Below are 25,592 nucleotides of genomic sequence, written 5' to 3' on the forward strand. Positions count from 1 at the left end.
TGTTTTTCTCGCAAAAGTGGAATAAGGAAAGGAGAACGTTTTTTAGAGAGGACGGCACATATGAAAAAAGCGATGCTGATTGTGAACCCTTCTGCTGGTAAAGAGCAAAGTACTGCGTACGCTGAAAATGCAGCGACTGCTCTTGAGCAAAACGGATATGAAGTAACGGTTAAAGAAACGAAAGGGGAAGGCTGCGCCACCCGTTTTGCAAAAGAAGCGTGTACGGAACAGTTTGACTGTGTCGTTGCGATGGGCGGTGACGGGACGATGAATGAAACAGTCAACGGACTCGCGGAACAGCCACACCGTCCTAAGTTTGGCTTAATTCCTCTTGGCACAGTTAACGATTTTGCACGGGCATTGAACATTCCGCTAAAGCCTGAAGAAGCGATTGAACTGCTGAAGGATCACGGTACGAAAGCGGTAGATATCGGCAAGATAAATGACCGCTACTTTATGAACGTCGTGGCTGTCGGAGCACTGGCTGAGGCGACATTCGCGGTGTCACCTGAACAGAAAACGAAGCTCGGCCCTCTCGCTTATTTTATTGAAGGTGCGAAAACAATCAAAGAAAAGCAGCCGTTTGATGCGGTGATCGAACATGATGCCGGACGCTGGGACGGTGAAGTTTTAATCCTACTTATCGCTCTTACCAACTCTGTCGGCGGCTTTGAAACCATTTCTCCGGACGCAAAAGTAAACGATGGCATGCTCCACGTGTTTATCATCAAAGATGTCTCTTTCCTAGAGTTCGCTGCACTCCTCCCTTCGTTGTTTAAAGGAGACCTCAAGGACAAAAAGCAGGTCGAGTACATCCAGACGTGCTCACTGACATTGTCTTCATCCAAAGACATGATTCCGAACATTGACGGTGATGAGGGTGGTTCGCTGCCTATTACAGTTAAAAATCTCGAACGCCACTTGCAGGTTATTGTGCCTGAAAAAAAATGAGTAAAAGCACTGCAAATGCAGTGCTTTTACTGTTATGTGTTTTGAAAAAGTTTACGGACAATATATGGCACCCCAATGGACATTAGTGCAGCAAATGCAACTTTGTTTAACGATATTTGTTCCATTAAAGCAGTATGTGTTGAACGGTTCGATGTAAAGATAGACCACCAGCTTGGTTCAGGGTATAAATGAGAAACGATAATCCAAGTTACAAATAATGAAAATACGAATACCGCATACATTTTCATTAATTCATCTCATCTTTGAGCACCAAGTGTTTATACATCACAATATGCGGTCCGATCGGCTCTAAATCGAACACCTCACCAAAAGGCTTCATCCCCAGCTTTTCATAATATCCGCTCACCGATGTTCTGGCATTGCACCACCAGAGGTTCACGTCATTTTCCTTCATATACTCTTCAGCTGTTTGGATTAACAGACTTCCTGCATTGTAACGTCTGAACTCCTCTAATGTCGCCATACCGCGCAATCGGTATTGTCTCTCTTTTTCAAATTCAGGAAACGTTTCATGATAAAAAGAAGCGATGCTGATCAGCTTTCCTTCAAACAATGCCCCTAAATGAAAAGCAGCTTCGTCATGATCGGCTGCAAACTTGCAGTCTTCGAGTTTCTGATTCGGACGAAGCACTTTATGTCTGATGGAATACGTTTCTTCAGGCGAAATAAATTTTACCGAGATCACCGAAACTCCTCCTTTGCATTTTTTCCTATTTTCATAGTAACGTGATAATTAGAAGCAAAACAAATATTTCCTTTGAGGAGCAACAATAATGGTGAAATCAAAACGACTCCATTACAGCTGGATCATTCTTGGCGTCACGTTTTTCATCCTGTTGACTGGTGCCGGCATTCGTTCGATGCCGAGTGTGCTCATGGTTCCGCTTGAAGAGGAATTCGGCTGGAGCCGTTCCGTCGTTTCATCTGCGCTCGCGGTTAATCTTTTATTGTACGGATTGTTCGGTCCGTTCGCCGCTGCACTCATGATTCGCTTCGGTTTAAAACGGGTAACTTTAACAGCATTATTCACTTTGTCTGCGGCGGTCTTTTCCACGCTTTTGTTGTCATCCGCTGTTCAGCTTATTCTTTTATGGGGTGTGATGATCGGGATCGGAAGCGGTGCGACGGTCGTGCTGAGCACGATGATCGCCAACCGGTGGTATGAGAACAAACGCGGGCTCGTCATCGGTATCCTGACAGCGAGCGGCGCAACTGGACAGATTTTGTTCCTTCCGTTTCTTGCGAGTTTAGTTTCAACAGACGGCTGGCGTTCAGCCCTCCTAGTCGTCGGTTCTGTGGCTGCAGTTGTTTTCGTACTCGTTGCTCTGTTTTTACGAAGCTCTCCAGGCGAAATGGGGTTAGCCCCTTATGGCTCAGACACCATCCCGACTGAACCAGTCATCCGGAAAATCAATCCTTTTACCGAGCCGCTTGGGTCATTGAAAAGAGCGTCCCGCTCGCCTGACTTCTGGCTGCTTTCCGGAAGCTTTTTCATTTGCGGGTTCTCGACGAACGGGCTGATTGGCTCACACTTTATCCCAGCCTGCCTCGACCACGGCATTCCAGAAATAAAGGCAGCAAGCATGTTGGCGATGATCGGGATTTTTGACATAATCGGAACGACGCTATCCGGCTATTTGTCTGACCGTTTCAACAACAGGTGGCTGTTATTCTGGTATTACTCACTGCGCGGCGTGTCACTGTTATTTCTGCCGTTCGCCCTTGATGCATCACACTTTTATTTATGGTTCTTCATCATCTTCTACGGACTCGACTGGGTGGCAACCGTACCGCCGACTATCCGCCTGACCTCCGACATTTTCGGTAAAGAACAGGCCGGAATCCTGTTCGGCTGGATCATGGCCGCTCATCAGTTCGGCGCCGCGCTTGCCGCTTATCTCGGCGGACTGCTGCATGACTTGTTTGGCACATACGGCTTCAGCTTCCTAAGCGCAGGAATTGTCTGCATGATGGGAGCGCTGATTGTTATGCGAATCGGCAAGGGTTCAGGGAAAAGTGCTGCCGTTACGGAAGCTGTTTGATAATGAAGAGCAGCCTAGAGGCAAAAAATCTCTAGACTGCTTTTTTATAGCTGTTTTTTAAGTTCTATTTCATCACGAATCGGAATGCCGTCATTACCGACTAGCGGTATCTGTGGTTTCAGTTTCCGTGCCTCTGAAACAGCGTTGGGCAGCAATTTAGAAAGAAAGAATCCTCTTTTTTGATAAAATTTCAGCGCATTTAAATTATCATTTGTCGTAATTAGTTTAAGGGCAGTACACTTCTTTTCTTGTGCAGCTTCTTCAACTTTCTTTACTAAAGATGTGCCAATTCCCTTGCCTTCCGCAATACTGTCCAGCGAGATAATTTCACACTCATGCTTCTCAATATGGTAGGTAACCATGCCTTGGATTTGACCTTCCTCATTTACGGCAGCGAAGCCTTCTAGCAAACTGCAATCAAATACACCGGTTGAGATCACCATCTCTGGGCTTCCCCAATGAGTAACAAAGAACTCCACAACAATTTCTCTCGGTATGCTTTGCAAGTCGACGATTTCCATTATTCCTGCTCCCCCTAAATTAATTGAAGCAATTTCTCTCCACGCTAAGCGACGCATATTTAAAATCGGTACCCCGAAATAAAGTTAACGAACTCTCTTTGTTTGGAGTTGCTGTATTTCATGATCGCGTATGTGTTGGCTTCGGGAAGTTTGAGAGAATAGCAGTCTACCTCGAGCAGCCTTCCTTCGAGCAGTTCTCTGCGCACTGTAGACAGTGGCAGAAACGAGACGCCAAGTCCTTCTGCGATGAACCGCTTTGTAATATGAGACTGCGAAACTTGCATCATCCGAATGCCAGGATAGATGTTTTTAATTTTTTGGCACAGTTCATCCCAATAACCCGGATGGTTATGAGTCAGCAGCCGGCTCGATTCTAGTATCTCTTTTTCATCGAGCGGCGGCGCTGTTTCGGAATCCCTGCCGTCATGCGGTGCCACGAAGACCACTTTGTCACGGTACAACAATTCCGAAGACAGTTCGGGGTTCGTGCTGTTCAAACACGACAATCCTAGGTCGACCTCCTCACGCATCACCGCGCTCTCAATATCGGCTGAATCAATGATTTTCACCGAAATCTCGACCTCAGGGTTCTTTTTAATGTAACTTTTCAAGACGTATGGCAGGATGGTGTCAGCAATAAGTGGCGAGATGCCGATCAGAAACTTGGAGATGTAGCCTTGTCTGAACGAGTTTATATCCTCGAGCCCATTTTGGTACACGGTAATTAGCTCTTTCGCATGAGTTAAATACCGTTTTCCTTCTCCAGTCAGTTTGACCCTCCTGCCGTCGCGTTGAAATAGCTTCACTCCCACTTCCGATTCCAGCTGTTTAATATGTACGGTTACAGCGGGCTGTGAGATGTGCAGCTCTTCCGCTGTTCTTCTGAAGTTTCCGCACTCTGCAGCTACAATAAATGTCCTAAGCCACGTAAAATCCATCGTAATCTCCTTATGATTAACTTTTATTATCAATTTGTTTAAATATATTTAATTTTCTTTATAAATAAGATTGTATACACTAATAGCAAATAATGAAAGAGGTGATCGTCATGATTGCAAAAGGTCTTAAAGGCATTGTGGCCGCTGAAACGACAATCAGCCATATTGACGGAAACGAAGGCAGGCTCGTTTACAGAGGATACGAGATCGGAGACATAACAAGCCGCTATTCATTTGAAGAGACTTCCTATCTTCTATGGTACGGTGTATTTCCAGACGATAAACAGGTGAAGCATCTTACATCGGAACTGAAAAAAAACCGTTCTCTCAGCACACATATGAAGAATGTCATTGATCAGCTGCCGAAAGACATGGACATGATGAGCGTGATCCGTACTGCTGTTTCCGCTGAGGGATCGAGCGCTTACGGCTGGAAGCCTGATGTGACGCAAGCGATTAGACTCACCGCTCTTCTTCCTTCTATCATCGCATATCGCAACAGTCAGCTTGAAGGAAAAAGCTTTGTAGAACCATCCGATGAGTTCGATCATGTAGAGAACTATCTTTACATGTTAAAAGGCGAGCGACCGTCAAAGGCGCACGTACAAGCTCTTGAGACGTATATGATTCTAACGCTTGAGCACGGGATGAACGCGTCAACGTTCTCAGCCCGAGTGACTGCTTCTACTGAATCTGATATGGTATCAGCCGTTACTTCTGCTGTTGGAACGATGAAAGGACCGCTTCACGGCGGCGCTCCCTCAGGCGTTATCAATTTGCTTGATGAAATCGCCGCAGACGGCAGTGCAGAAGCTGTGATTAGAAGAAAATTGAAAAATGGCGAGAAGCTGATGGGCTTCGGTCACCGTGTATACAAGACACACGACCCAAGGGCGATTGCGCTAAAAGCCAAATTGCAGGGTCTCGTCGGTAGTGATGAATGGCTTGACCTTGCGATAGAAGTCGAAGAAAAAGCCGTTGAACTGCTCGCTGAATTCAAGCCTGGCCGCTCGCTCTACACGAATGTAGAATTTTACGCCGCTGCGATCATGAAGGCGATCAGCATGGAATCTACCCTCTTCACTCCGACATTTACCGCCAGCCGCGTTGTCGGCTGGACCGCACATGTTTTGGAGCAGGCCGAAGACAACACGATTTACCGGCCGCAGTCTGACTATATCGGGAAATTTGTGAAGCATTCAGCTATACAGTCATAATTTTTTGAAGCAAACAATAGAAGACTCGTCATTGACGAGTCTTCTATTGTTTATTGGGTTGTTTATTAGTTACTTAGATTTATCTGTTAATATTTCAAAAAGAATCTTTGAATTTTTTTCATCTAATTTAACGTAATTTCCACTGTCTGTGACAATCTGTAAATGATCACCGTTTGCATTTACCCATAATGAATATGAGGCTATTTTCCCCTCACTATTGTCATCGTCCTTAAAAGAAAATTGAAACCTATAGTCAGGGTAACGCGACATTTCTACTTTAATCTTATTCCAGTCATTATTTTTCACAATCTTAATTGCCTTGTCCACCTTCTTTTGCTCGGTAATTTCGTTAAAATCTTCGTAACTATCTCCTTCACCTGAGTGCTTTTGAACCGTTATTTTATGATCTTTTATTTTACTAAGCATGACAGAATTTTGGTTAGAAAAGACAATTATCAAACTAAAAACAGAAGTAATGGCAATAACTAAAAACATTTTATATCTCAAAACTATTCCCCCTTTTCAATTTAGACGTGAATTTTCACCTTACAGTTTCATTAAGAGTATGAATTTAAAAACGTCTCATGAAAATTCACGAGACGTGCTGATCTTAAATCCCTTCCCTCTCAATCGACATCCCATCCACATGTCTCTTCTTCATCTGTTTATCCTTCTTCCTGTTCTCCTTCGTCTCAAACACAATATCCATATCGTATTCTTTCGGATAGAGTGCTTCCGCTTTTATGTGGACCGATAACCGCTTTTTCTGCACCCACACTTTCTTGCCATCCACCTGCACGCCGTACTCTCCGCGATCGTTTTCAAGCTCAAAGATCACCCCGGCGCTGTTCATGCTCGACACGTGTACGCGGTCGCCGACTTCAAATACTTTCTCGGCATCTCCAGCACTGAACATGCTCTCCCTCTTCACCGGCTTGCGATCCTTCAAAATTGCTTTCTCTCTAAGCTGCTGAATCTTATCCGGCACGCTCAAGTCCACGGATGTTTTCTCCTCGCTGCGGCCGGCCACATTTTTCGCTCGTTCAATCAATTCTGCGCTCATCCCAAGTTTAGATGCGATCGCAAACGCTTGGCTTGCTCCTGCCTTGCCGATTGTCAGCCGATAAAGCGGACGCAATGTTTCCAGATCGAACGCCATTGATCCGTTCTCGAACCCTGGCGTCTGTTCGGCGAACTCTTTGATCTCACTGTAATGAGTCGTTGCGAGAAGTGATGATCCTTTGCTGTACACTTTCTCCAAAATGGCGACTGCAAGCGCCATCCCTTCTACCGGATCTGTTCCAGCGCCCAGTTCATCAAGAATAACAAGATCGCGCGGACTGGTTTCCTGCAAAATGGAAATGATGTTCGTGATGTGAGCAGAGAACGTGCTGAGCGACTGCTCAATGCTCTGATTGTCACCGATATCCACGAGCACATTGCGGTAAACGGCAAACTCGCTGCCGTCTCCTACAGGTACATGAAGCCCGGACTGCACCATGAGCGTCATAAGACCGACAGTCTTGATCGCAACCGTCTTTCCTCCCGTGTTCGGCCCGGTAATAACGAGCGCTCCGTACTCTTCGCCAAGCCTGAAATGCAGCGGAACGCATTTACTGCCGAGCAGCGGATGCCTCCCTTCGTGAATGATGATCCGGTTCTCAGTGTTTACTTTCACCGCTGCTCCGTCTATCGCACGGCTATACTTTGCTTTTGCGAAGATAAAATCATAATGCACCATCGCTTCCATCGTGATTGAGATCTCTCGTTCATAACCAACGACCATGTCAGTCAGCTGGCCAAGAATCTTAGATATCTCGATCTCTTCTTCCGCACGCAGCATGTTTAGCTCGGTCTGAAGTTTCTTAATTTCCTGTGGCTCCATGTACACGGTAGCTCCGCTCGATGAACTGTCAAGGATCGTGCCGTCAAAGTGGCGCTTGTGTTCACTTTTAACAGGTATCACATAACGCCCGTCTCTCATCGATACGATCTGATCCTGCATCATGTCGCGGTACATGGAAGACTTCACAAGGCTCTCAAGTTTTGATTTGATCTTGTCATCCATCGCAGCTGTCCGCTTACGCACTTTAGCGAGTGCCTTGCTCGCTCCATCATCAACGCGGTTATTGCGGATGCACCGCTCGATTTCGTTTTTCAGCTCAGACAGATCGAACATTGAATAAGCGTATGTTGAAACTGTCGGTGCAATAAACTCCTTATCGCGCATGAATCGCTGAAACCGCGCTGCGTTCTCAAGCAACCCATATAGAAGCCACAGCTGTTCCGGGCTTAAGTTCAATCCTTTGTCAGGCACTCGCAGCAAGTTCTCTATTCCATTCAAGTTAGCGATCGGGACGCTCGAGCTTTTTTCTAAAATCGCAGCTGCCTCTGACGTTTCACTCAGCCAGCTGCGCACCACTGCCTCATCTGTTGACGGCTTGAGTTTCGCAAAACGCTTCCTCGTCAAATCGTTCATCGCGAAGCTGCTCAGTTTTTCTAAAATTTTATTAAACTCCAAAGTTTTAAACGTATTTGTATTCAATGCTGGTTCCTCCATTTTTTTATAAAATTGCAGATTGCCGCCATTGGAATAAGAAAATCTGGCTGATTCCACGCCTTTTTGTCAGCCTTAGTTGCGCTAATACTATGAACGTTGACTTTTAGCCACGTCGAAACTCGCCGTTGCTAAAAAGTTATACTGTCCAATAATGGAACAAAAAAAGGCGGAGATGAACGAGTCATCTCCGCCTTTGTATACACTTCTCCCTGTAACAAAAAAACCGGCTCCTTTTAAGAGCACGGTTTCGTCATCGGGAAAAATGATGGCGTTGTATGGACCGCTGTTCTTAACTAATGGCGGCAGCAAAAGAGCACAGAAAATACGCCCAGTCCGTACGGGCAGTTGTACCTCATCTTTTGTTTGCCGATATCCAATTTCGTTAGTTAAGAACACAAACGCTCACAAACACACCATCCCTTCCAATTTGTTACTATCATCATATTCCATTTGACTTCCATTTGTCAAAAGGAATTTTGTAACTTCAGGCGAAAACCTATACAACACACGAAGGAGGAACCATGATGCCATTTGAAGTACGCCCTGCGGAAACGCAGGATATTCCAGCACTTAAAAATCTAATGCTCCAATATATCGTTGATTTTTATCAGTCACCGAGACCTGAGGACGATAAGCTCCATAACCTTATTACAACACTCATTCAAAATGAAAAAGGCATTCAGTTTGTTGCACAGCAAGAGACTGAATTGATCGGATTTGCTACACTTTACTTTTCGTTCAGCACAACACGCGCGGATAAAGTTACGATTATGAATGATTTATTCGTTGCTGAAAAAGCACGTGGAACGGAAGCTGCGACTGCCCTGTTTTCCGCCTGTGAGGCTTATACGAAGACAAACGGATATGCGGCCATGCTTTGGGAAACTGCAGCCGATAACCACAGAGCCCAGCGGTTTTACGAAAAAATGGGCAGCTCGCCTGGCGGATTTATCACGTATTCAAAAGAAAGCGTACCTGTAACTTAACATGTAAAAAGGAGAGGCCACACGCTCTCCTTTTTATTTATACAGCTGGTTCTTCATGATCTCACCGACTTTTTTCGAATCATAAATATCGGCTTCCATTAGTCCTGCAGCCGTTTTCTTTCGCCGCTCTTCCGGATGGTGCTGGTTCATCTTCCATTTCCCTTGCATTTCGCTGATTTCGATTTTAAAGCATTGAATGCCTCTCATCTCGCGCAGATTATGCTCTGCCTCAAGATCAGTGCTCCACGGTTTTTCGAAGTAAGCTTCGTATGTGCTGATCGTGTCCCCCAGGAGTTTTTTAACCTCTGAAATATCATTTATAGGTTCATATTTTCCATAAACATGAACCGCCGTATAATTCCACGTCGGAACCGTTTTATCTTCTTCATACCAGCTAGGCGAAACATAGCTGTGTGGACCGTGGAAAACGGACAGCACCTCATCAGTGATGTTCTTCCACTGCGTGTTTGCTCTTGCAAAATGACCATAAAGAGTGCCGAACTTCCCTTCTGTTTCATTCAGCAGAAGAGGGAGATGTGTCGCTTCAGCCCGGCCGTTTTCTTTCGTAAAAAGAATGCCAAAGCTATGTTCTTTTATAAAAGAATGGAGTATCGACTTGTCATCAACTTTAAACTGCTTTGGAACATACATCGCATCATCCCCTTTTCTTTAGATTACCATAATTTTTCAGCAAGTCTGTAAAATTACTACCTTGATAATCGAACATAAGTTCGTATATGATGGAAGTAAGATGCACATCATAGAAAGGTGTGAATGAAAATGAAGGACTTGCTGGAATGGATGAAACAGAGCGAGATTGAGCTGAAAGATATCATCACGGTAATTGAAAAATTAGAGGAGGATCTAAAGAAATGACGCCGGAACGCTATCATTTTATGTACCGCGGCCGATCCAGAATGACAGGTGAAATCACCATTCAATTTATGGATTTTAAAGGAGGATGCATTGTCCGGTGCACGGAAAAGGATATAGCGGAATCTGGGGATGAGCTGTTGATCGCTGATGCGCGGCTTCAGTGGAAGAAGATTTCTGAAAGCCGATTGAGGGAAGAATAATTATTGTTAAATGCCAGAAAACATGATGATCAGCAAAACAGCTGCACCGCCAAGCAGGATTTCGAGACCTATGCATATAAACATATATTTCATCGTATATTTTCCTTTATGTTTAGTCGTTTATATGTAGATTGTCCTGATCAGGCAAAAATCATAAGAAACTTCTTCCCCTCTTGTCCGTATACTCTATGTAAGCCAGGATTACGAAATTCGGCTCATTAAAAAGGAGTGTTGACTAATGCTGAAAAAAATTCTGAAATCACTGCTAGGCTCAAGCCACAAAAAGTACAGCTCTAGTGCGTATAAACACAAAAAATCATACTACAAAAAATACAGCTCAAGCGACTACAAACATGGCAAGCACTATGGACACAAGCATTATAAAGGAAAACACAAAAGCAGCTTCTTCTCAAGCTAATAGGCAATGGCAACAATAAAAGAAAAATTGCTTCGATTTCTGTATGACCGCCCGTTAAAAAGCGGCAGCAGAGTCGGAGCAAATTATGAAATTTGGCATGTGCTTGGCATGGGAAGCTATGGCATCACATATACGGCCGAAGATAAAATGACCGGAAAGCTATGTGCGATAAAACAGCTGCGTCCGACAAAAGCAAAAACCGTTTCTGGCATCCGGTCTTTTCAGCGTGAAGCGGAGTTAATGCGAGCTGTTTCAGGCAGCGGATTCCCTGAACTTTATGATGTTATTGAGCAAGACGGCAGCTATTTTCTCGTGATGGAGTATGTGGACGGTCGTACGTTTGAAGATCTGATTTTTGAGGACGGGAGAATCTTCTCCGAAGTAGATACAATGGATGTATTGGACGAGCTTTGCACGCTTGTTTCAGTCCTTCATACACAAGGAATTTACCATCGTGATCTTCGGATTCCTAACATACTTGATGTTGGGGGCCGGCTGAAAATTATTGATTTTGGTCTAGCTTGCTATCAAGATGATGATCCTGAGGATGAAGACCCTCGTTATCCTGAAAAGCAAGTGATGCGTGCCGTTTCCCCATCGAGCGACTTTTATCATATGGGGCACTTTGCTCTCTTTCTTCTCTACTCCGGCTTCGAGCCGAGTCAGAAAAAAGAACGCACCTGGGAAGAAGAGCTGTCTGTATCGCAGGAGTTTAAAAAAGTTCTGCGGAAGATGCTGCAGATTGATTCCCCATACACAGAAGTTCACCAGGTGATCAATGACCTTCGAGAACTGAAAATCATGGTAAAAAAACGGTGATTTCCACCGTTTTTTCTTTTGTGCTGGTGCGGGAGAAAAAGATCTTTGGGGTCCGGTACTCACCGGAGCCAACCCTTGTGCAGCGGTAATTTTTCATGAAGAGTACCGTACCCCATATTGTAAGAGATCAAAAAAACGAGCATGGCTGCAGATTGCAGCCATGCTCGTTTTTGATCTTTATTAAGGTTTAGGGTGCTGATCTTCTTCATCTGGGGAAGATTGGCCGCCTGCTCCTGAATGATCTGAGTCTGGAATAATATCTGTTTTCTCTTTCTCGACTGCAAGAATTGTAAATCCTGTTCCGTACAGCTGCTCTTCCAGCTTTGACTGAACTTCCCTGCCTTCCTGCAGCAGCTGTTCATCATATTCAAGGGTCACTTTAACTGACTTCATTCTTTCGCCTCCCTTTTATAGTTGTACATACCCTCAAAGTTTTTTATTAAACGAACAATGCTTTCAAAATAAATAAAGCCGCCCAGAAATCAATATCGGAGCGGCTGATTTAAAACATATTTCAATATAACCAAGATTTAAGCGGCTTAATTCTTCTAAATACAAAACGATCCATAACATACACGACGATAAATGACAGACCTGCCAGCGGCATCACAACTCCCGCTGCAGCCATTCCTAATATGACCATCGGTTTTACTTTCCCATTTTTTTGCGGTGCACCTAGCTTGCCTTTTGGCTTTCGTATGCGCCACATCACAAGCGAACTGATAACGATGCCTACCAGTCCTAGTGCGGCGACTGTACCGAGCAGCTGGTTCGCGAGGCCAAAGTACCTGCCTTCATGCAGGGCGATGCCGATCGAGACCGCTTTAGCCATCCAGCCATAATCGCTGAACCGGACATCTTCAACCACCTTTCCGCTGTACTGATCAAAATAAACAGTAGCCTCATTTTCTGGCTTATCGCGCGAAGATGATATCGTGAACACTCCGTCTTTTCCTTCAGGCAATGAAATGGTGTACGGCTTCTGGATGTTTTCTTTTACCGCAAGAGCCGTCACCTGATCAACATCGAGCCCTCCGTTTTCTGCTCCTGATTTTGGAACAGGCACATTTTCTGCTGCCCATGGTACATCGTCAGCCACATCTTTCGTCGCTGTATCCGATTTCGGAGGCATGAACGCATAAACAGGATATCCTGTGTTGGAGGATGTCGCGATTTTGTTGATGCCTTCTCCCATCACTCCTGACCATGGAAGACCGGTGACGATCAGCACCAGGATAAGAAGCGAGAGCCAGAAAGCCGGCACCGCATGCATATCGCGCCAAAACGTCCGCCCTTTTTGACTGAAGCGCGGGAGTACCGTACCCCAGATCGATTTTCGGTTTCTTGGCCACCAGATATAGAGCCCAGTAATGAGCAGGATAACGGTCCAGCAAGCGGCAAGCTCAACGAATCTGTTCACGAATGTTCCGCCGACGATCCATTCGCTGTGCAGTTTAGCTGCAACGTTCGTAAAATGCTTTTCATCTAATATGGTTCCGGTAATTTTTGCGTTGTACGGGTTCACATACACACGTGTGGTAACGTCATTTTCTGTCACCTTCACCTGTGTCGTCCGGTCTGCTTCTTTTGGCAGCCGGATAGAACCTATTTCAGCTTTCGGAAACTCTCGTTTGACCGCAGCTACTTGTTCTGAGAGCGGCAATGCTGCTCCGCTGTCTTGAACGACCAATTTATCTTTATAAAGCATCGTTTCAATTTCTGCTTGATACAAATAAAGCGCTCCGCTGATCGAGAGTACGATCAAGAAAGGTGCGAATAAAATACCCGCATAAAAGTGCCAGCGCCAGAACGTCTGATAAAGTCCGGCTGCCTTTTGCGGCGTTTCTCCCTGTTTGGGTTGAACCAGATTGCGTGCAGCATCCATATGTTTCTCTCCTCTTTTGCATTGTCTAAGGAAAGTGTACGTGTTTGTGAAAAGCTGCACATCACCCTGTAGAGTGATTTTTCCCGCGGAACAAATAAAAAACAGCAGAAACAATCTCTGCCGTCTTGATCAGCTTATTAATCTCCACCGCCGCCTCCGCCGCAGTCTCCTCCACCGTCACTGCCGCTGAAAAATCCTCCGCTGTCATGGCAGTCGTTGTTATCAAAAAATCCATTGTTATCATTGTAATCGTTCGAAAAAAACATTGCTCCGCTGCTTTTGCGGGCAGATTTTTTCACTTTATAGCTGCTTTGAGAAGGCTTAAAAAGATTCGCTGCTAATATCACTAAAAATGCAAATATGAACAGAACCATAATAAATCCAGCCATCACATATCCCCTCCTCTTTCTAGCATTATATACGAAAGGATAAGAATGGAGTTTCAATATTTTCCAATTTTATAACGCAGTTGCAAAAAACGCCCCAATGGACTTTTTTAGACAATACCTTTACTATATGCATAGCTCGTCAGCTGCACCCGGTTTTCAAGATGTAGCTTTCCGAGTATGTTCTTCAGGTGACTCTTGACCGTATGTTCGGATATAAAAAGACTTTTTGAGATGTCTTTATTAGAAAGGCCTTTAGCAACGAGCTGCAGCACTTCCTGTTCACGTGCTGACAGCGGCGTTTCTTCTGTTTCTTTTTTCTTGAATTCCTGGAGGATGCGGTAAGCCATCTCTTTGGACATTGGCATCTCATCGAGTGCGAACGCCTTAAGTCCGTTCACCCAGTCCTCAGTGTTCAGGTTCTTCAGCAAATACCCTTGAGCTCCGCGTTTTAACGCTTCGAACCAGTCCATCACATCGTCAGACACTGTCATCATGACCACTTTGATCCACGGGAACTTTTCTTTAATCACTTTTGTCGCTTCAAATCCGTTCATCTCGGGCATAGAGATGTCCATCAAAACAAGGTCAGGCTGGAGCTGTTCAGTCATGTGCACCGCTTCTTTTCCATTGCACGCCTCACCGATCACAGTAAAGTCGCTGCAGCCATCAACCAGTTCCTTCACTCCTTCACGTGCAAGAGCATGATCATCTGCTATTAAAATTCGAACAGGCTCGCTCATGCAGCTCCTCCTTTCTGGATCACCATTTTCGTTCCGCTATTCTTGTTATCAATCTGCAACGACCAGCCCATTGATCGGATTCTGTCTCTTACTATTTTCAGTCCGTAGCCGCTTTCCGAATAATTTTCAGGCATACCTTTGCCATTATCTTTGACACTGCATATCCATCCGTTTTCATCATGCACCGCGTTCACCCACGCCTCATCCGTTTCAGCGTGCTTGATGACATTGATAAGTGCTTCTTTCACACACGCGAACAGCTCCACTTTTTCTTTAGGAGAGAGATCCTGTTCAGGCAGTTCCCATTGGCGGTGAATCTTCAGCTGGTGATCACGCTCAAGTTCATCTAAGAATTTATGCAGATTCTCTGTCCACGGTATTGGTGTCTGTTCCTGAGGATACCTCAAGTTATGGATCGCCTGCCTCGTGTCCTCATGTACATGCTGCAATGTTTTTTTTAGATTCAAGTAAGACTCTTCTTCCAGAATTCCTTGCTCTTTTCCCAGTTTGTTTAATTTTACCGATAAAAAGAACAGCGACTGAGCAATTCCGTCATGAAGTTCTTTTGCGACTTTCTCTCTCTCTTCAAGGACAGCCTTTTCCTCACGCTCTTTCTGAAGTTCACGATGCGTTTTCTCGAGGAGTCCGAACAGCTTGTTCAAAAAATAAAGCGTCACGAGAAATACGATGGCGCCAGAAAGGTAGTTTCCAAAGGTCATGGACAGATACGGTTCGAGAATGGTGTGCCGCACATATTCCCAAAGCCCGACTGACAAGGTCGGAAGCAAGAGAATCAGCCACTTAATCTTGTTATATGTCATATCGCACACTCCGCTGTAAAATGTCGTTTCTACTATACTAACGCAGAAAAAAGCGATTTGGATGTGACATTGTTAACAATTATTGAAAAAAACACACTATATCAAGTGTGTTTAAAGAAAGTATTTTTAGTTACACTGTCCTTAGGATTCTTTAGTACTGCACCCCTAATAGTGTCAGGTTTTTACTAAATCGCATAAGGTTACTTATTAGGTATCCAAAAATGCTTGGACGACTCTGGAACAGCATTCGGGATAAATGTGTGAATCTGTTTTTTCTCTCCTGGCTTGAGTTCAAACTCTGGAGTCGTTACAGTCTGAAACACCTTGTCGTCTTTATACAGTTTCAGTTCCATCTTTCCTTTAAACGCCCATTTTTCATTAAAGTTTGCCGCGAACATTTCAACCTCATTATTCAGATTGAAATTATACGTCATAAGAAAGTTCTTTTGCGATTCTTCCCCAGGCTTTCCTACCTTCTTAAAGCCTTCATCCAGCTTGGCAAAGCCAGTTGCCTTCATATCAGGTGTAACATACCAACGATAATCATCAAACGTCAGTTTCTCAATTGTCATTACCTTTTTCTTCTCTCCGGTTTCAATATAAAAGGCAGGAACCTGGACCGTCTTCACGATCTTCCCTTTTCTTAAAAATTCTATTTTTGAGTTCACGGTCAATTCATTGTCTTTATTAAAATTACCTGCATAGATTTCCAAATTATCTTTTGTATTTACAGCTGAAAAACGAATGTTTTTCATGCTCTCGCTGTCTTTTACACCCTTCTCCTTATATTGATAATTAAGGCTATTGATCGCTCTATCGCGAGCTTCCAGCTGATGGCGATCTTTCCCCAAATCCTGTCGGTCAATGGTCCAATACCTGGAGAAGTCATAGCTCCACGGACCTTCAAACACATCAATTTTCTTCTTCTCTCCAGGTTTCAGTTTCACTATTTTGGAAGTGAACGTCTTCAGCTCTTCTTCTGGCTCATCGTACAGGACAACCTTCAGCTTCCCTTCAAAGGGCGTTTTTTTGTTGAAGTTCGCCGCATACACATAATAGTCGGTGCCGCCCTTCCTGCTGCCGTCTCTTTGAATGTTGACCTGTAAGTTCTCTTGTCCCTCTGTCGATGGGTTTCCTTCTGTCTGGTTTTCTGCCGTCATTCTTGAAAACGCACGCTTTTGCCGCTCACCGTCTTCCCATAGAACATAAACCATAATACCGTTAAAAAATATGAAACAGACCGGATAAGCCATTAAAGCCCTTTTCTTGGCTTTTTTCTCTCCCAAAACATGGCGGTTTGTCCAAAAGCCAATCGCACACACACCACCCAGCAAAAGTGCGATACCGTTCATAATCCAAAACCCAAGCGGGCTTGATTGATAAATCCCTACAATAAAATCCAGCGTAAGCTCCCCCTTTAAAACGATTCCGAGTACTATGTTAGGCAAAACCGGCTAAATAGACAAATGCAGATTTTACTACTTACAGAGAAGGCTGCACGGAGGCCTTGGGGTACGGTACCCCATATGGACAAATAAGATAATTTGTCCATTTCGGGTACCGTACCCCCGAACACCCGAACCTCAACCCTATATATTTTTACCCGATATTCCTATATTCCATTTATGGTGTAAAATGGATAATAGTAGATGTTTAGAATAGGAGGCTACAAGTGGATGGAGTCTAGAGAGAAGTGGTTCTGGCCTGAACGCGGGCTGTTTTTTGCTCGGACGCTTTGGTTTTTCATAGGATTTATCTATTTTTATACCGATCAAGATTTAAAGCATATTCCAGCATTGCCTCTCCTCCTCAGTCACACAGCCTGCTACATAATTCCAGCGTTGTTCTGGCGTCCGGGATACCGCAACCTGTCCTTGTTCTTTGCGACTGAACTGCTGACGACCGGGGTGTTTAACTGGTATCTATCAGACTATCTGCAGCAAAATGTGGGGATTATCATCTTCCCGACAATGATTGCCGGGTTTCTTTCAACAGGCCGAATCTGGATGGTGACCGCCCCTTTGTATACTGGTGCTTACATCTTGTCCAGGCTGGCGGTCGAAAACATGAGCATGGCAACTGCTCTGACAGGAGCCTTTGACAGCCTGATGATGTTTGGAATTGGATACGTTCTTCAGCGAGTCACGTCATCCAACCGTAAAATGAAACAGCTGCTATTGGAGAATGAGTATCAATATAAACTCATTCAAGATCAAAACAATACATTGGAGCAGTATACAGAAAAAGTCGAACAGCTCACCCTCATTGAAGAACGTAACCGCATGGCTCGTGAGCTTCATGATACGATCGGGCATACTTTCACCTCAGTAATTATGGGAATGGATGCGGTGGGCTTGTTAATTGATTCTGATCCGCAGCTGGCAAAGCGAAAACTTGAAACGCTCAGAGACGTGACATACAGAGGGCTGGATGAAATTAGAGAAAGTATTCATGGGATGGATACTAACGAAGGCGACTCTCAGCTATCTATGCTTTTCTCCCGATTGATCAGCGAGTTTTCACTGCATACTGGAACAAATACCAAGCTTTATCCTTCAGGAGTCGAATATGATATCTCAAGGCCGGTGAAGCTTACTCTTATCCGCTGTCTTCAGGAATCGCTGACAAATGCCAAACGGCATGGCGCAGCCTCTTCAATTGATGTTTCACTCGTTTTTGAAGATGGCCAAATCCTGCTGCAGATCGAAGACAACGGCATTGGATTCGACGCTATCTCACCTGGCTTCGGCCTGAAGGTAATGCGGGAAAGAATCACCGCACTTAACGGCAGTCTGCTCGTTGATTCTGCAAAAGGCAAAGGGACCATCGTATCATGTAAAGTTCCTACAGGAGGTCAATTTCATGAAAAACACATCACTGCTCATAGCGGATGATCAGGATTTAATACGAGAAAGTCTGCAGATTGTCCTTAATATGGATCCAGATATTCAGGTCGTCGGACTTGCAGAGAACGGCAGAACGGCTGTTGAACTCTGTGAATCCATTAAACCAGACGTTGTGCTGATGGACATTCATATGCCCGAAATGAACGGCGTGGACGCAACAAAGCTTATTAAAGGACGTTGGCCGGAAATAAAAGTTATCATCCTCACAACCTTCCAAGAAGTCCATTATGTTGTCGACGCATTGAGTGCAGGTGCAGAAGGCTATCTGTTAAAAGCTATTAATCCAGCGGATCTTGCAGCTGGAATCAAGTGGGTAAGCCAGGGCGGATCGTTAATTCCACAGGATATTGCGAAGCTGCTCATCAATGGCCTAAATGCACAGCAGCCTCCAGTTATTGGCGGAGGTGCAAAGACTGCAGGCCATTTCGGCTTGAGCGAACGCGAACTTCAGGTGCTTTCCTGTATATCAGACGGATTGCATAACAAAGATATCGCTAGCAAACTCTTTTTATCCGAAGGCACGGTAAAAAACTACATATCAAGCATCTACTCGAAGCTCGATGTCCGTGACCGCGTGAACGCCGCAAAAAAAGCGAAGGAAAACGGATTGCTTTCATAGAAGGACCCGCTCCTATTTCGGAGCGGGTCCTTCTATTTACCTTACAGCTTTATTTTGCTTTTCAAGTACAATCACTTCAAAATATTTCAGTACTTTCATCTCGGTATCGACGTCGTGACCAGATTTCCACGTTTGCGTCAAAAACAGCTCTGCCTTCATGAAATCCCGCTCTGTTCCGGATGCAGCTTCACTTAGTACAGTGACGCTTTCAAAAATATCCGCCATGAGTTTTGCCCCTTTCTTCGCATACAGCGTCTGAACATCCTCTGACTGCTGCACCATAAAACTGCACATCTCTTTTAGGCTTTCTAGTCCTTCCAGCACTGGCTTAGCCGTCTCGGTCAGCCTGGCCGAAAGCTGCGCAAGCTCTGTTTCCATTTCCTGAATAAAAATGTTGTGAGCGTGAAACCTGTTCATCAGTCTCAGCACTTCAAGCCCCAAGATGTTCGCCGTTCCTTCCCAGACGGTCAGCACCTGAGCATCCCGCAGCAGACGCGGTGTTACAAAGTCCTCGATAAACCCGTTGCCGCCGTGCATCTCAATCGCTTCATGCGCAAAATGAATGGACTGCTCAGCTGATTCCTTCTTTAATATGGCGATGAGCAGGCGGTTCATCACCTTTTCTCTGTCACTCGCTCCTCTGCTTGGATCCATCACCTTGCTGAACAATGGAATAAGCCGGAAGATCGCGCTCGTTTCGACCTCCTGCTTAACGGCTAGATGGGTGAGCGATTCCTTAATCATCGGATATTCTATCAACTTTTTACCGAAAGCGCTGCGGTCAACCGCATATTTCCGCGCTTCTAAATAAGCTCGCCGCATAATCCCGATCGACGCCACCGCGTTGCACACGCGCGATAAGTTCAGCGCCTCCATCATGTAATGAATGCCCTTTGACGGATCTCCGACAAGATACGCTTTTGCTCCGCTAAACTCTACTTCAGCAGACGGTACAGCCCTGACGCCGAGTTTATCTTTGAGTCTTCGAATGCTGATGCCGTTCAAACTGCCGTCTTCATTTCGCCATGGCACTGCAAAAAGGCTCAAGCCTTTCGTTCCCGGCCTTGCTCCTTCCATACGGGCAAGCACCATCGCCACTCCGCACATGCCGGCATTTGAGGCGAAATATTTTTCACCAGTCAGATAAAAAACACCAGCTTCATCTCCCGCCACCGCACGCGTTTCGTTTGCCCCGACATCGGAACCGCCCTGGCGCTCCGTCAAGAAAGTAGCTCCTTCATAAAGCTCCGTTTCGCCAGTAGAGATTACATGCGGAAGGAACCTGTCTCTAACCGTTTCATCTGCATACTGCTCCAGCAAATAGGCAGTAGCCATCGTTAATGTTACCGGACAGTAAAAACCCGGCTCAGTCTGAGACAGCAAATACCCTTGCGCATACGAGTAAAAATAGTCTGCTTTCCTCCCAATCTTCGGAATTGTTTTATGCACATATCCGACGATTCCTTTGTTATACACTTGCTCGACTGTTTTCAAGTAGCCCTCATTCACCCACACCTCTGAGACATCGTTGCCCATACGGTCATATTTGATCAGCCGCGGCTGCCCTTCACGGTCTGTATGAACCGCCCGCATATCAATTTCCGTCCCGCATAAAGCACCAAATTCCTGCAGCTCCCGATCAGCCCACTCAAACATGTCCTCATCGCAATATTTTTGGAAAAGACGCTTAAAGTGTAAATCCTCACTATAAAAATTCATGAAACACAGCTCCTATTCGTTTCTTAGTCTGTTTTCAAATTCCCACAGCAAAACTTCCATTTCCGTTTTCATCTGCTGCAGCTCCTCGATCCGTTCGTTCACTTCCTCCAGCTTTTTCTTTCCGTATGTGATCGTCTTTTTCATCTGCGCTTTTCCGCTTCGGTCTTTATCGAAGAGCACGATCATCTCTTTGATTTCATCAAGATTAAAACCATACTTTTTCCCCCTGACAATGAGCTTCAGCCTCGCTATGTCCTTATTGGAGTACATCCGCCTGTTTCCATCGGTCCGCTCTGGTGAGAGCAGACCGATTTCCTCGTAATAGCGTATCGTCCTTGTCGTTACATCAAAGTCTTCTGATAGCTGTGAGATCGAAATCATGAACATCACCTGTTGTTAGAATTTTTAGATAATTATATTGTAGCATTGACGTTAACGTAAACTGCAAGTTGTTTTATTCGAAGTTTAAGTGATAACCGCAAATATGAAATTTTTGTGCGAGAATTTTAATTTTTGGCCGAGAAACCTCATTTTTGGACCGCAATTCTAAAAAATTGCCCGCAACCGCCCCCATCAATCACCTGTCTCAACTAAAAAAAAGCGCCCCGCGCAATCAGCTTGCGGGGGCACTTTCATTATTATAAGAATCTTCTCTCATGATCGGCAGCGTACAGCATCTGAACGAGCCGCCTGACTTGATGATTTCTGATATATCGACTTCCATCACCTCATAGCCTCGCGCTCTCAGTTCACTGTTCACGCCTTTGTTTATCGGCAGGCTGAACACCTTTTTGTTACCGATTGAAAGGACGTTTGTTCCAAGAGTAAACTGCTCTTGCTCAGTAATTTCGATGCAGTCAAACCGTGAAGTCAGCATTCGGTACTCTTTGCGGTCGAGTGCATCTGGAAAGATAAGAGCTTCTGTCGGTGATAATATATTAAACACGCAGTCGAGGTGCAAATACTTTTCTTTAAAAGGAATAGGAATCACTTCATAATCCGGAAGAATTGTTTGCAAGTTATCGATCGCTTCTCTTGTTGTACGGTGGCTGATGCCCACATAGATCGAACGGCCGTGAATGATCACATCGCCGCCTTCAATGCTGTGACCCTTCATTTCGTGAAGCTTCACTTGCTGTTTTTCTAGCCAAGCTTTAAACACTTCTTCCTCGCCTCGCCTGATCTCGCTTTCCATCTCGGAGATGAAGATCGTGTTCCCGAGTGTAAATCCAATATCTCTCGTAAAGACCTGCTCAGGAAAATTCCGGACAGCTGGAAGGCTGATCACCTCTACTCCATGCTGCTCCATTGTTTTCACGAATGTATTATGCTGCTCTACAGCCACTTCTTTATTAATATTTTCGTCAATAAAGTGTTTTTGCGTTTCATTGATCACCTCGCTGATTTCCATAAATAAAGGTGAACAGACAATCACACTTTTTAGCGTATCGAATTCGTTGTTTACAGACATAGTTTTCCCTCGTTTTAGCAGTAATGACATGTACAGGCCTCCAAATCTTTTCTACTTAGAGAACTGTTCCCTATTTCGTGAGAATCTAACGCAAAGATACATGTTATCACCATTCTCTCCCACATCCTTTGCCTTCATTCTTTTTTGAATACACAAATTGCGCTACAATACAGAGAAAAGATCAAGGGTGATGCTATGAAAACTGAAAAAGAAAAAATGCTGGCTGGTGAGCTTTACGTCGCATCAGACAAACAGCTCGTCGAGGAACGGACGAGAGCGCGCAGACTGACCCGTTTGTTCAATGAAACAACAGAAGCTGAAGAAGAGCAGCGTCTGGCTCTGTTAAAAGAACTGTTCGGTTCTGTCGAAGGAAGCTACTATATTGAGCCGACTTTCCGCTGCGATTACGGATATAACATTCACCTCGGGAAAAATTTCTTCGCCAACTTTGACTGCTGTATGCTTGATGTATGCGAGATTGTGATTGGCGACAATGTTCTTCTCGCTCCAGGCGTTCATATTTACACAGCAACACATCCAGTCCATCCGGCAGAGCGTGCAGCAGGTCCAGAATTCGGGAAGCCTGTAACGATTGGCAATAACGTGTGGATCGGCGGGCGCGCGGTCATTAATCCAGGTGTCACGATCGGCGATAATGCCATCATCGCTTCAGGTGCAGTAGTTATAAAAGATGTGCCAGCAAACGCAGTTGTAGGCGGGAATCCGGCAAAAGTCATAAAGATGATAACTGTTTAAATAAGTGATGGTTCTTGCAGCCTGTTTTCTGATACATAACTTTAATATTACTTTTACACTTTAAAGGGTATGGTTTTTATATAAACCATGGAGGTGATGTGATATCATGGGTGCTCATTTATCTTGGAACAGAATGTGGCTTGTCGGCGAAAAAAAGATAGCTGGAAGAGAATTTGAATCCTTTGTCGGCGCTCTTTGCCATTGCGAGCAAAATCAGATCGTTCTTTGCCGGATACAGGATGATTCCATTTGTGTCACAGAAAAAAATCACCTGCCCGAGCTCTCCTCCATTGGGTATAAGCTTGTGGCCAAGCAATAGCTTGGATAAGGAAAAACAGCCCATTATCATTCGGGCTGTTTTTCTTTAGTCTTGAGATTTATGATGAAACGGGCATTTCCCCTTAATTGGTTCAACATCATCTCCTATAAAATATTGCTTCCATTCGCGGTGCTCAGGATCTCCGTAGTGGCTGATGTTTGGATGTTTCGGCAGATTATCCCACTTCTCTACGCGTTCACGCACCTTTTCGCGCGACATGACACCGCCTTTGGATGTTCCTTCAAGCCCTTCGAAAATTCGTCTAGGCTGAAAACCGAGTACAAGGCTGTTTCCAAGATCACGTGTTTTACGCTGCTTATACGCTGGTGTGTTGCCAAAAACGAAAAACGGCTCACCGGCAAATGAAAATGCCCAAAGGTGATGGTCTGGATCAGTTGGATAGTCTTCCGGCCAAGGTTTTTCATCCACCTTATGAAGATATTGCAGCATGTTCCAAAAGTACTCGCGGTAATATGGGATATCCTTTTCATCCATTTCCGGCTCCACAAACACAAATAAGCCGTGCCGGATAAGTTTTGGCGCATCAAATAATGTAATAAACTCTTCGATTGCCTTTGGAAGGTTCGACCAGTCATCTTTCGTGACATACGCATAACGCAGTTCGCCTTTGTTCTCTGCGCTCATGCCAAAATAGCATGGGAACGTTGGGTTTGTTACCACATTGTGAAACGTCTTATATTCATTAAGAACCCACTCAGGAACAATTTCCGGGTTCGTCATATCTTCTTTCGTCAGCAGGTATTTGTTCAAGGTTTTCATGGCACCACTCCTAAAAAATTATGATTACCTGTCTCTTCCCTAGCTGAATTGCTTTAAAACTGGAAAATGATCAGCTTTTTTACCGCTGTCTTTTTTAAAGAGTCCCCAAAAATAAATAAACAAGACCATAAGTACAGCAACAGCAATAAGAAGAATATCATCAAAATTTCCGATTTGCCTCTCTTTTACAATAAGCAGCCCGCCGTCTTCAGATCCGACAAGACCAAAGAACAGACCATAGCACATATTGAGCCCATAGTGGATGCCTGTGTTCGCCCATATCGATCCGCTCCTGATAAAAGCCAATGTCAGGGAAATTCCGAGAATGATAGAAAAAAGTGTATTATTCCAGCTGAATCCTGCATGCCATGCATCATCAAGAGTATATACAGCGACTGAGATTGTTCCCGCTAAAACGAGTGGAATCCCGTCTCTTAAATGACCGATCACGTAGCCTCTTACGATAATGTCATTTATGAACGAACCCATAAAAAAGCCAAACGCAGTAATACTAAATGTCATCAAGTTCTCTGAGAGCGGCTTCACCCCTATTACAGAGATGTCTCCGTGGATAATGAGTCCTCCAAAATAAACACACCAAAACAAAAAGCCCACCGCGAATCCTTTTGTAAAATTCCGAATCCATCCCTCATGCCTAAAAACACCCATATCTCGGAAACCATTCAAGCCGCTGGCCTTTGTGACACCGTAAGCAAGCGGAAAGAAACCTATAATGACTGCAAGCTTGCCGTAAATGCTGCTGAAGCTTATCAGTCCATAGTTAAAAAACACATCAAGTACAAGCAGTCCGAGCAGAAAATAGAGAACTTTTTTCACCTTTTCAATAACCCCTATTCTTTATATGTTCATCGCGCTTGTCTGTATGCCTTTTAGCGCAAAAGCAACCGCGGCTTCTGCGTGGATTATGGTCGTATCAAAAATCGGAAGAGGTGAATCCTTTTCAGAGATTAAAAGGCCAATCTCTGTGCATCCGAGTATGACCGCCTCCGCTCCTGCAGCTTCCATCTTTCTGATCACATTTTGATAGACGGCGCGGGACGCTGGCTTAACAATACCCTGGCATAGCTCTTCAAAGATAATTTCATGGATGGCTTTACGATCATGTTCTTCTGGAATGAGGACATTCAGTCCAAAGTCATCTATCAGCCTGCCTTTATAAAAATCGTGTTCCATCGTATAAGCCGTACCTAACAGAGCGACTTTTTTAACGCCTGCCGCTTGGATTGCTTTTGCCGTGCCATCTGCTATATGCAGCAGTGGAACCTTTACGGCGCTCTGCACTTCTGCCGCCATCCGGTGCATCGTATTCGTGCATATCAGGATAACCTCTGCACCTCCCAGCTCAAGGAATCGTGCAGCATTTGCCATCATTTCAGCTGCGTCATTCCATTGCCCTTTTTCCTGTAATTCTCTGATTTCCTGAAAGTCCATCGAATACATCAAAATTTTGGCAGAATGTGATTTTCCGAGCATGGAATTAACCTTTTCATTTATGATCCGGTAATACAGTATGGAAGACTCATAGCTCATTCCGCCGATCAGCCCGATTGTTTTCATACTACAGCACCTCTTCGTTATGTATTTTTTTCCATTATGTCATATTGTCTTAGAACTGGA

The 25,592-nt window shown here is 44.7% G+C and carries 29 protein-coding genes; 11 read left to right on the forward strand and 18 right to left on the reverse strand.

Annotated elements, in window-relative coordinates; translation table 11 throughout:
• Positions 1-60 precede the first annotated feature (60 nt).
• The gene (locus tag CGZ90_RS06295) at positions 61-951 is read left to right on the forward strand and encodes a diacylglycerol/lipid kinase family protein (RefSeq protein ID WP_094251457.1); all 891 of its coding nucleotides are present in this window, start codon (positions 61-63) and stop codon (positions 949-951) included.
• Positions 952-1,198: 247 nt separating this feature from the next.
• On the opposite strand, the gene CGZ90_RS06305 is transcribed toward CGZ90_RS06295, so the two are convergent.
• Positions 1,199-1,657, reverse strand: coding sequence for a GNAT family N-acetyltransferase (locus tag CGZ90_RS06305; RefSeq protein ID WP_094251459.1), 459 nt, complete (start codon positions 1,655-1,657; stop codon positions 1,199-1,201).
• A gap of 88 nt (positions 1,658-1,745) precedes the next feature.
• Between CGZ90_RS06305 and CGZ90_RS06310 the strand changes: the two genes are divergently transcribed.
• Positions 1,746-3,014 (forward strand): MFS transporter, encoded by a 1,269-nt coding sequence (locus CGZ90_RS06310; RefSeq protein WP_094251460.1) that lies wholly within the window; start codon positions 1,746-1,748, stop codon positions 3,012-3,014.
• Between the two features lie 44 nt (positions 3,015-3,058).
• On the opposite strand, the gene CGZ90_RS06315 is transcribed toward CGZ90_RS06310, so the two are convergent.
• Together CGZ90_RS06315 and CGZ90_RS06320 are read right to left on the reverse strand one after the other, a co-directional pair.
• Entirely contained in the window at positions 3,059-3,535 is a 477-nt protein-coding gene (locus CGZ90_RS06315) for a GNAT family N-acetyltransferase (RefSeq protein WP_094251461.1), read from the reverse strand.
• A 59-nt stretch (positions 3,536-3,594) separates the two neighbouring features.
• Positions 3,595-4,473, reverse strand: coding sequence for a LysR family transcriptional regulator (locus CGZ90_RS06320; RefSeq protein WP_094251462.1), 879 nt, complete (start codon positions 4,471-4,473; stop codon positions 3,595-3,597).
• 110 nt (positions 4,474-4,583) lie between these two features.
• Between CGZ90_RS06320 and CGZ90_RS06325 the strand changes: the two genes are divergently transcribed.
• On the forward strand, positions 4,584-5,690 hold the full coding sequence (locus tag CGZ90_RS06325) for a citrate synthase/methylcitrate synthase (protein WP_094251463.1): 1,107 nt from the start codon (positions 4,584-4,586) through the stop codon (positions 5,688-5,690).
• A 69-nt stretch (positions 5,691-5,759) separates the two neighbouring features.
• Here the strand turns inward: CGZ90_RS06325 and CGZ90_RS06330 are convergent, their stop codons facing one another.
• The gene (locus CGZ90_RS06330) at positions 5,760-6,197 is read right to left on the reverse strand and encodes a YhfM domain-containing protein (protein WP_094251464.1); all 438 of its coding nucleotides are present in this window, start codon (positions 6,195-6,197) and stop codon (positions 5,760-5,762) included.
• 103 nt (positions 6,198-6,300) lie between these two features.
• The gene (locus CGZ90_RS06335; RefSeq protein ID WP_165766786.1) at positions 6,301-8,235 is read right to left on the reverse strand and encodes an endonuclease MutS2; all 1,935 of its coding nucleotides are present in this window, start codon (positions 8,233-8,235) and stop codon (positions 6,301-6,303) included.
• Between the two features lie 539 nt (positions 8,236-8,774).
• Here CGZ90_RS06335 and CGZ90_RS06340 point away from each other — a divergent pair.
• On the forward strand, positions 8,775-9,236 hold the full coding sequence (locus CGZ90_RS06340; protein WP_205727380.1) for a GNAT family N-acetyltransferase: 462 nt from the start codon (positions 8,775-8,777) through the stop codon (positions 9,234-9,236).
• A gap of 33 nt (positions 9,237-9,269) precedes the next feature.
• Here CGZ90_RS06340 and CGZ90_RS06345 read toward each other — a convergent pair whose 3' ends face one another.
• Positions 9,270-9,887, reverse strand: a complete 618-nt coding sequence (locus CGZ90_RS06345) for an FMN-binding negative transcriptional regulator (protein WP_094251467.1) — start codon at positions 9,885-9,887, stop codon at positions 9,270-9,272.
• Positions 9,888-10,108: 221 nt separating this feature from the next.
• Here CGZ90_RS06345 and CGZ90_RS06350 point away from each other — a divergent pair, with 221 nt between their 5' ends.
• The 3 genes from CGZ90_RS06350 to CGZ90_RS06360 all read left to right on the forward strand — a co-directional run bounded on the left by CGZ90_RS06350 (position 10,109) and on the right by CGZ90_RS06360 (position 11,549).
• Positions 10,109-10,312, forward strand: coding sequence for a hypothetical protein (locus CGZ90_RS06350; RefSeq protein WP_094251468.1), 204 nt, complete (start codon positions 10,109-10,111; stop codon positions 10,310-10,312).
• 238 nt (positions 10,313-10,550) lie between these two features.
• Positions 10,551-10,730, forward strand: a complete 180-nt coding sequence (locus CGZ90_RS06355; RefSeq protein WP_094251469.1) for a hypothetical protein — start codon at positions 10,551-10,553, stop codon at positions 10,728-10,730.
• A 6-nt stretch (positions 10,731-10,736) separates the two neighbouring features.
• On the forward strand, positions 10,737-11,549 hold the full coding sequence (locus CGZ90_RS06360) for a serine/threonine protein kinase (protein WP_094251470.1): 813 nt from the start codon (positions 10,737-10,739) through the stop codon (positions 11,547-11,549).
• A gap of 180 nt (positions 11,550-11,729) precedes the next feature.
• On the opposite strand, the gene CGZ90_RS06365 is transcribed toward CGZ90_RS06360, so the two are convergent.
• The 6 genes from CGZ90_RS06365 to CGZ90_RS06390 all read right to left on the reverse strand — a co-directional run bounded on the left by CGZ90_RS06365 (position 11,730) and on the right by CGZ90_RS06390 (position 16,832).
• Positions 11,730-11,942, reverse strand: coding sequence for a hypothetical protein (locus CGZ90_RS06365; protein ID WP_094251471.1), 213 nt, complete (start codon positions 11,940-11,942; stop codon positions 11,730-11,732).
• A 121-nt stretch (positions 11,943-12,063) separates the two neighbouring features.
• Positions 12,064-13,434 carry a PepSY-associated TM helix domain-containing protein gene (locus CGZ90_RS06370; protein WP_094251472.1) on the reverse strand — a complete coding sequence of 457 codons (1,371 nt, stop codon included), beginning with the start codon at positions 13,432-13,434 and terminating at the stop codon, positions 12,064-12,066.
• A 137-nt stretch (positions 13,435-13,571) separates the two neighbouring features.
• The gene (locus CGZ90_RS06375; RefSeq protein ID WP_094251473.1) at positions 13,572-13,823 is read right to left on the reverse strand and encodes a hypothetical protein; all 252 of its coding nucleotides are present in this window, start codon (positions 13,821-13,823) and stop codon (positions 13,572-13,574) included.
• A 107-nt stretch (positions 13,824-13,930) separates the two neighbouring features.
• Entirely contained in the window at positions 13,931-14,563 is a 633-nt protein-coding gene (locus tag CGZ90_RS06380) for a response regulator (protein ID WP_094251474.1), read from the reverse strand.
• Positions 14,560-15,384, reverse strand: coding sequence for a sensor histidine kinase (locus tag CGZ90_RS06385; RefSeq protein ID WP_094251475.1), 825 nt, complete (start codon positions 15,382-15,384; stop codon positions 14,560-14,562). The genes CGZ90_RS06380 and CGZ90_RS06385 overlap by 4 nt, the downstream gene beginning before the upstream one ends.
• 200 nt (positions 15,385-15,584) lie before the next feature.
• On the reverse strand, positions 15,585-16,832 hold the full coding sequence (locus tag CGZ90_RS06390; RefSeq protein WP_094251476.1) for a hypothetical protein: 1,248 nt from the start codon (positions 16,830-16,832) through the stop codon (positions 15,585-15,587).
• A 228-nt stretch (positions 16,833-17,060) separates the two neighbouring features.
• Here CGZ90_RS06390 and CGZ90_RS06395 point away from each other — a divergent pair, with 228 nt between their 5' ends.
• Together CGZ90_RS06395 and CGZ90_RS06400 are read left to right on the forward strand one after the other, a co-directional pair.
• A complete protein-coding gene (locus CGZ90_RS06395) occupies positions 17,061-18,278 on the forward strand; it encodes a sensor histidine kinase (RefSeq protein ID WP_165766787.1) in 1,218 nt (405 codons plus the stop codon).
• Positions 18,247-18,909, forward strand: a complete 663-nt coding sequence (locus CGZ90_RS06400) for a response regulator transcription factor (RefSeq protein WP_094251478.1) — start codon at positions 18,247-18,249, stop codon at positions 18,907-18,909. Before CGZ90_RS06395 ends, CGZ90_RS06400 begins: the two co-directional genes overlap by 32 nt.
• A gap of 36 nt (positions 18,910-18,945) precedes the next feature.
• Here the strand turns inward: CGZ90_RS06400 and CGZ90_RS06405 are convergent, their stop codons facing one another.
• From CGZ90_RS06405 to CGZ90_RS06415, 3 genes are all read right to left on the reverse strand, one after another.
• Entirely contained in the window at positions 18,946-20,628 is a 1,683-nt protein-coding gene (locus CGZ90_RS06405; RefSeq protein ID WP_094251479.1) for an acyl-CoA dehydrogenase family protein, read from the reverse strand.
• 12 nt (positions 20,629-20,640) lie between these two features.
• Positions 20,641-21,015, reverse strand: coding sequence for a MerR family transcriptional regulator (locus CGZ90_RS06410; protein WP_094251480.1), 375 nt, complete (start codon positions 21,013-21,015; stop codon positions 20,641-20,643).
• 226 nt (positions 21,016-21,241) lie between these two features.
• Positions 21,242-22,129 carry a dimethylarginine dimethylaminohydrolase family protein gene (locus CGZ90_RS06415; protein WP_094251481.1) on the reverse strand — a complete coding sequence of 296 codons (888 nt, stop codon included), beginning with the start codon at positions 22,127-22,129 and terminating at the stop codon, positions 21,242-21,244.
• 165 nt (positions 22,130-22,294) lie between these two features.
• Between CGZ90_RS06415 and CGZ90_RS06420 the strand changes: the two genes are divergently transcribed.
• Together CGZ90_RS06420 and CGZ90_RS06425 are read left to right on the forward strand one after the other, a co-directional pair.
• On the forward strand, positions 22,295-22,855 hold the full coding sequence (locus CGZ90_RS06420; RefSeq protein WP_094251482.1) for a maltose acetyltransferase domain-containing protein: 561 nt from the start codon (positions 22,295-22,297) through the stop codon (positions 22,853-22,855).
• Positions 22,856-22,961: 106 nt separating this feature from the next.
• Positions 22,962-23,174 carry a hypothetical protein gene (locus CGZ90_RS06425; protein ID WP_094251483.1) on the forward strand — a complete coding sequence of 71 codons (213 nt, stop codon included), beginning with the start codon at positions 22,962-22,964 and terminating at the stop codon, positions 23,172-23,174.
• Positions 23,175-23,219: 45 nt separating this feature from the next.
• Here CGZ90_RS06425 and CGZ90_RS06430 read toward each other — a convergent pair whose 3' ends face one another.
• The 3 genes from CGZ90_RS06430 to CGZ90_RS06440 are packed head-to-tail and all read right to left on the reverse strand — an operon-like array spanning position 23,220 to position 25,532.
• Complete coding sequence (locus CGZ90_RS06430) at positions 23,220-23,954, reverse strand: YqcI/YcgG family protein (RefSeq protein ID WP_094251484.1); 735 nt, start codon at positions 23,952-23,954, stop codon at positions 23,220-23,222.
• A 39-nt stretch (positions 23,955-23,993) separates the two neighbouring features.
• Positions 23,994-24,791: a CPBP family intramembrane glutamic endopeptidase gene (locus tag CGZ90_RS06435; RefSeq protein WP_094251485.1), complete on the reverse strand. Its 798-nt coding sequence runs from the start codon at positions 24,789-24,791 to the stop codon at positions 23,994-23,996.
• Positions 24,792-24,812: 21 nt separating this feature from the next.
• Entirely contained in the window at positions 24,813-25,532 is a 720-nt protein-coding gene (locus CGZ90_RS06440; RefSeq protein ID WP_094251486.1) for an aspartate/glutamate racemase family protein, read from the reverse strand.
• Positions 25,533-25,592 lie beyond the last annotated feature (60 nt).

This window comes from Fictibacillus aquaticus, assembly GCF_002245695.1.
Lineage (GTDB): Bacteria > Bacillota > Bacilli > Bacillales > Fictibacillaceae > Fictibacillus > Fictibacillus aquaticus.